This window comes from Microbacterium sp. HSID17254, from assembly GCF_003989315.1.
GTDB lineage: Bacteria > Actinomycetota > Actinomycetes > Actinomycetales > Microbacteriaceae > Microbacterium.
In genome coordinates this window covers 1-5,360 of the sequence record NZ_RBLT01000073.1, presented here as the reverse complement: position 1 = coordinate 5,360, position 5,360 = coordinate 1, and the positions used below count along the sequence as shown (strand labels likewise).

Here is a 5,360-nt window from a genome sequence, read left to right as displayed (position 1 = left end):
TCGGCGGCCATAGCGTGAGGGAAACGCCCGGTCACATTCCGAACCCGGAAGCTAAGCCTCACAGCGCCGATGGTACTGCAGGGGGGACCCTGTGGGAGAGTAGGACACCGCCGGACTCCTTTTAGTCAAGAAGGCCACCCAATGCTGGGTGGCCTTCTTGCGTTAACGCGCAGGTGCCGCGTCAGCGGGCGAGACGCGCCTCGAGCGTCGCCGCTGTCTCGCGCACCGCGTTCGCGAGTACGACCTCCGCACCGTCGGCGTCGGCCCAGGTGACCGCGACCGCGGCGACCGGCCAGTCGGCGACGTCGCGCACGACGGCGCCCACCGAACGCAGACCTTCCGCGACCTCCCCGTCCTCCGTCGCATACCCCCGAGAGCGTACGTCCCGGAGGAGTTCGCGCAGCTCCCCGGGGTGGCGGGGACCTCGTCCGGTGCGGTCGGAGAATGCCGACGCCGCCGGGTACAGCGCGCGTACCTGTTCGCGGGGGAGAGCGGCGAGCATCGCCCGCCCGGTCGCCGTCAGGTGCGCGGGGAGGCGCACGCCGACGTCGGTCACCAGGGCGGGCCGCCGCGGCGCGCGCTCTTCGACGATGTAGAGCACATCCCCGCCGCTCATGACCGCCAGGTGCGCGCTCACCGCGAGCTGGTCGGAGAGAGCGGCGATGAGCGGCCGGCCGAGTCGCGCCAACGGCTGCTGCCGTGCATAGCCCCCCGCCAGCTCGAACGCCGATGTCCCGAGCCCCCACCGGCGCTCCTCCCGGAGGTGGAGCACGAAGCCGTGGGCAGCGAGCGTGCGCAGCAGGTGATAGACCGTCGATCGCGGAAGAGCCAGCTCGCGGGCGATCGCGGACGCGGCCACCGGCGCCGGCCGGCCCGCCAAGTAGCTCAGGATGCGCAGGGTCTGCGCCGCGGCAGGCACCTGGGCGTGAGCGGTCTCGGAGATGTCTGGGATCACAGACACAGGTTGCCACGAAGCCGTGTGCACGTCGACCCCGCGGGTGTGGAATCGAGACATGAGCGATCCAGCCCCTGTCCTCGTCGGCGCCGCCCCTCTCTCCCCGGCGGAGGTCGTCCGCGTCGTCCGTCACGATGCGCCCGTCGTCGTCGACCCTGCGGCGCTGGCCAGGGTCGCCGAGACCCGGCGAGTGATCGACGGCCTCGCCGCGGACCCGCACCCGCACTACGGGGTGTCCACGGGCTTCGGCGCGTTGGCGACGACGTTCATCGCTCCGGAACGGCGACTGCAGTTGCAGGCGAGTCTCATCCGCTCCCACGCCGCGGGAACCGGCGCCGAGGTCGAGCGGGAGGTCGTACGCGGGCTCCAGCTGCTGCGCCTGCAGACGCTCGCGTCCGGCCGCACCGGGGTTCGCCCCGTCGTGGTCGAGACGTACGCCGCGCTGCTCAACGCGGGCATCGTGCCGGTGGTCCGCGAGTACGGCTCGCTGGGGTGTTCCGGGGATCTCGCGCCCCTTGCCCACATCGCCCTCGCGGCCATGGGCGAGGGCGATGTGCGTGACAGCGCGGGCCGGCTCTTCCCGGCGGCGGACGCCCTCGCGGACGCCGGCATCGCACCGCTCACGCTCGTGGAGAAGGAGGGCCTCGCCCTCATCAACGGCACGGACGGGATGCTCGGCACGCTGGTGCTCGCGCTCCACGACCTGGAGACGCTGCTCCTGACGGCGGATGTGGCGGCGGCGATGTCGGTGGAGTCGCAGCTCGGCACCGATGCGGTGTTCGCCGCCGATCTCATGGCGCTGCGTCCGCAGGCGGGGCAGGCGGTATCCGCCGGTCACCTCCGGGCGCTGCTCGCCGGGTCGCCGATGGTCGCGAGCCACAAGGGCCCGGAAGACGGCCGTGTCCAGGACGCGTACTCCCTGCGCTGCTCGCCGCAGGTGCACGGCGCCGCGCGCGACACGCTCGGGTATGCCGAAATGATCGCGGAGCGCGAGCTCTCCAGCGTCATCGACAACCCGATCATCACCCTCGATGGCCGCATAGAGTCGAACGGCAACTTCCACGGGGCGCCCGTCGCGGCGGTCCTCGACTTCCTGGCGATCTCGATCGCCGACGTCGCCTCCGTGTCCGAGCGGCGCACCGACCGCGCGCTGGATCCGGCCCGCAGCCACGGGCTCCCGCCGTTCCTCGCGGCGGAGGTCGGGGTCGATTCCGGGCTGATGATCGCGCAGTACGCGGCGGCCGGCATCGTCTCCGAGCTCAAGCGTCTCGCGGTTCCCGCCTCGGTCGACTCCATCCCCTCCTCGGCGATGCAGGAGGACCACGTTTCGATGGGCTGGGCCGCAGCACGGAAGCTGCGTCGGGCGATCGACGGCCTCTCCCGCGTCCTCGCGATCGAGATCCTCACCGCCGCCCGCGCGCTGGATCTCCGCGCGCCGCTCGAGGCGGGGCCGGCGACCGGCGCCGTGCGCGATCTCGTCCGCACGGTCGCAGCAGGCCCCGGCCCTGACCGCCACCTCTCGCCCGAGATGGAAGCCGTGACCGCCCTCGTCCAGTCGGGTGCCGTCGCCCGTGTCGCAAAGGAGCACATGCATGACTGAGGAGAACGCAGCGCGCACGGTACGCGCAGCCCGCGGTGCCGAGCGCACCGCCAAGAGCTGGGGCGCCGAGGCGGCCAAGCGCATGCTCATGAACAACCTCGATCCCGAGGTCGCCGAGCACCCGGAAGACCTCGTGGTCTACGGCGGGACGGGCAAGGCGGCACGCAGCTGGGCGGCGTACGAGGCGATCGTCCGCACGCTCGACGAGCTGGAGCCGGATGAGACGCTGCTCGTCCAGTCCGGGAAGCCCGTGGGCGTGTTCCGCACCCACGAGTGGGCGCCGCGCGTGCTCATCGCCAACTCGAACCTCGTCGGCGATTGGGCGACCTGGCCGGAGTTCCGCCGCCTGGAGGAGCTGGGACTGACCATGTACGGCCAGATGACCGCGGGCTCCTGGATCTACATCGGCACGCAGGGCATCCTGCAGGGGACGTACGAGACGTTCGCCGCGGTCGCCCGTTCGCTCGGGCGCGATTCCCTGCGGGGGACGCTGACACTGACGGCCGGTGCGGGCGGGATGGGCGGGGCGCAGCCCCTCGCCGTGACCCTCAACGAGGGCGCGGTCCTGATCGTGGACGTCGACGAGACGCGGCTGGCCCGCCGTGTGGAGCATCGGTACCTCGACGAGTACACCACCGACCTCGATGCGGCGGTGGCCCGGGTCGTCGCGGCGAAGGACGCCGGTCACGCCCTCTCGGTCGGCGTCGTGGGCAACGCCGCGGAGATCTTCCCCGAGCTCCTGCGGCGGGGCGTGCCGATCGACGTGGTCACCGACCAGACCAGCGCCCACGACCCCCTCGCGTACCTGCCGATCGGTGTCGACGTGGCCCGGTGGAAGGATGAGGCGGCGCGCGATCCCGAGGAGTTCACCCGGCGGTCGAGGGAGTCCATGGCCGCCCACGTCGCCGCGATGGTCGGCTTCCAGGACGCGGGGGCGGCGGTCTTCGACTACGGCAACTCGATCCGCGCGGAGGCGCAGCTCGGCGGCTTCGACCGGGCGTTCGCGTTCCCCGGATTCGTCCCCGCCTACATCCGCCCGCAGTTCGAGGAAGGGCGAGGACCGTTCCGCTGGGTGGCGCTGTCCGGAGACCCGGAGGACATCTTCAAGACGGACCGCGCGATCGCCGAGCTCTTCCCCGAGGACATCGCCCTGCACCGCTGGCTCGACAAGGCGGGGTCGGCCGTCCACTTCGAGGGCCTGCCGGCGCGCATCTGCTGGCTCGGCTACCAGGAGCGGCACCTCGCCGGACTCAAGTTCAACGAGATGGTCGCCTCGGGAGAACTGTCCGCGCCGATCGTCATCGGCCGCGACCACCTCGACTCCGGTTCCGTCGCGTCCCCGTACCGGGAGACCGAGGCGATGAAGGACGGTTCCGACGCGATCGCCGACTGGCCGCTGCTCAACGCCCTCCTCAACACCGCCTCCGGGGCGTCGTGGGTGTCGCTGCACCACGGCGGCGGGGTGGGGATCGGACGCTCGATCCACGCCGGGCAGGTCACGGTGGCGGACGGTTCGGCCCTCGCGGCGGAGAAGCTCGCCCGTGTGCTGACGAACGACCCCGGCACCGGTGTCATGCGACACGTGGACGCCGGGTACGACCATGCCAAGGAGGTCGCGCGCGACCGCGGACTGAAGGTGCCGATGCTGTGACGACGACGCTCATCTCCGGGATCGGGGAGCTGACGACCAACGTCGCCGCCGAGGGCGACCCGACCGGCACGCTCCGCGAGGCGGCCGTGCTGATCGACGGCGCGCGGATCGCGTGGGTGGGCTCGTCCGCCACGGCTCCCGCGGCCGATGAGGTCGTCGACGCCGGGGGTCGGGCCGTGATCCCCGGATTCGTCGACAGCCACAGCCACCTCGTCTTCGGCGGCGATCGGGCGGCGGAGTTCGAGGCGCGCATGGCGGGGCAGCCGTACGCGGCGGGCGGCATCCGGTCGACGGTCCAGGCGACGCGGGCGGCGACCGACGACGAGCTCCGCGCCCGACTGCACGGGTTCATCGAGGAGCTGCGGACGCAGGGCACCACCACGGTCGAGATCAAGAGCGGCTACGGTCTCGCCGTCGCGGAGGAGGAGCGCCTCGTGCGCTTCGCCGCCGAGGTGACGCCGGAGGTCACGTTCCTCGGTGCGCACGTGGTCCCGGTCGAGTATGCCGACGATCCCGATGCCTATGTCGACCTCGTCGTGGGGCCGATGCTCGACGCCTGCGCCCCGCACTCCCGGTGGATCGACGTCTTCTGCGAGACCGGCGCCTTCACGGTGGCGCAGGCACGGCGGATCCTGGAGGCGGGCATCACCCGGGGTCTCGCTCCTCGGGTGCATGCGAGCCAGCTCGGTCCGGGCGACGGCGTGCGAATGGCGGTCGAGCTGGGGGCGGCATCGGTGGATCACGGCACCTACCTCACCGACGCGGACATCGCCGCGCTCGCCGCGTCGGACACGGTGCTCACGCTGCTACCCGGCGTGGAGTTCTCCACGCGCCAGCCCTATCCGGATGCGCGCAGACTCCTCGACGCGGGTGTGACAGTTGCGCTGGCGTGCGACACGAACCCGGGGTCCAGCTTCACGTCGTCCATGGCCTTCTGCATCGCCATCGCCGTGCGGGACATGGGCATGACCACGGCGGAGGCGGTCTGGGCCGCCACCGCCGGCGGGGCGCGGGCACTGCGGCGCGACGACATCGGCCGGATCGCCCCCGGGGCGCGCGCCGACCTTGTGCTGCTCGACGCCCCCTCCCGCGTGCATCTGGCGTATCGCCCGGGTGTGCCGCTGGTGCAGCGCGTCTGGAAGGACGGGGCGGCC

4 protein-coding genes and 1 rRNA gene are annotated in these 5,360 nt (G+C 72.2%); 4 read left to right on the top strand and 1 reads right to left on the bottom strand.

Features of this window, described 5'->3' with window-relative positions; translation table 11 throughout:
• Positions 1-116: ribosomal RNA gene (gene rrf, locus D8M34_RS17515) — 5S ribosomal RNA — on the top strand.
• A 65-nt stretch (positions 117-181) separates the two neighbouring features.
• On the opposite strand, the gene D8M34_RS17510 is transcribed toward rrf, so the two are convergent.
• The gene (locus tag D8M34_RS17510) at positions 182-919 is read right to left on the bottom strand and encodes an IclR family transcriptional regulator (protein WP_238695710.1); all 738 of its coding nucleotides are present in this window, start codon (positions 917-919) and stop codon (positions 182-184) included.
• A 94-nt stretch (positions 920-1,013) separates the two neighbouring features.
• Here D8M34_RS17510 and hutH point away from each other — a divergent pair, with 94 nt between their 5' ends.
• The 3 genes from hutH to hutI form a co-directional block, all read left to right on the top strand.
• A complete protein-coding gene (gene hutH, locus D8M34_RS17505) occupies positions 1,014-2,555 on the top strand; it encodes a histidine ammonia-lyase (RefSeq protein ID WP_126894659.1) in 1,542 nt (513 codons plus the stop codon).
• On the top strand, positions 2,548-4,206 hold the full coding sequence (hutU, locus tag D8M34_RS17500) for a urocanate hydratase (RefSeq protein WP_126894658.1): 1,659 nt from the start codon (positions 2,548-2,550) through the stop codon (positions 4,204-4,206). Before hutH ends, hutU begins: the two co-directional genes overlap by 8 nt.
• On the top strand, positions 4,203-5,360 hold a 1,158-nt coding region (hutI, locus tag D8M34_RS17495), incomplete at its 3' end, for an imidazolonepropionase (RefSeq protein ID WP_126894657.1). The genes hutU and hutI, both read left to right, overlap by 4 nt.

Coding starts and splice junctions, on each gene's coding strand:
- hutH (WP_126894659.1), top strand. CDS start 1,014: ATGAGCGATCCAGCCCCTGTCCTCGTCGGCGCCGCCCCTCTCTCCCCG.
- hutU (WP_126894658.1), top strand. CDS start 2,548: ATGACTGAGGAGAACGCAGCGCGCACGGTACGCGCAGCCCGCGGTGCC.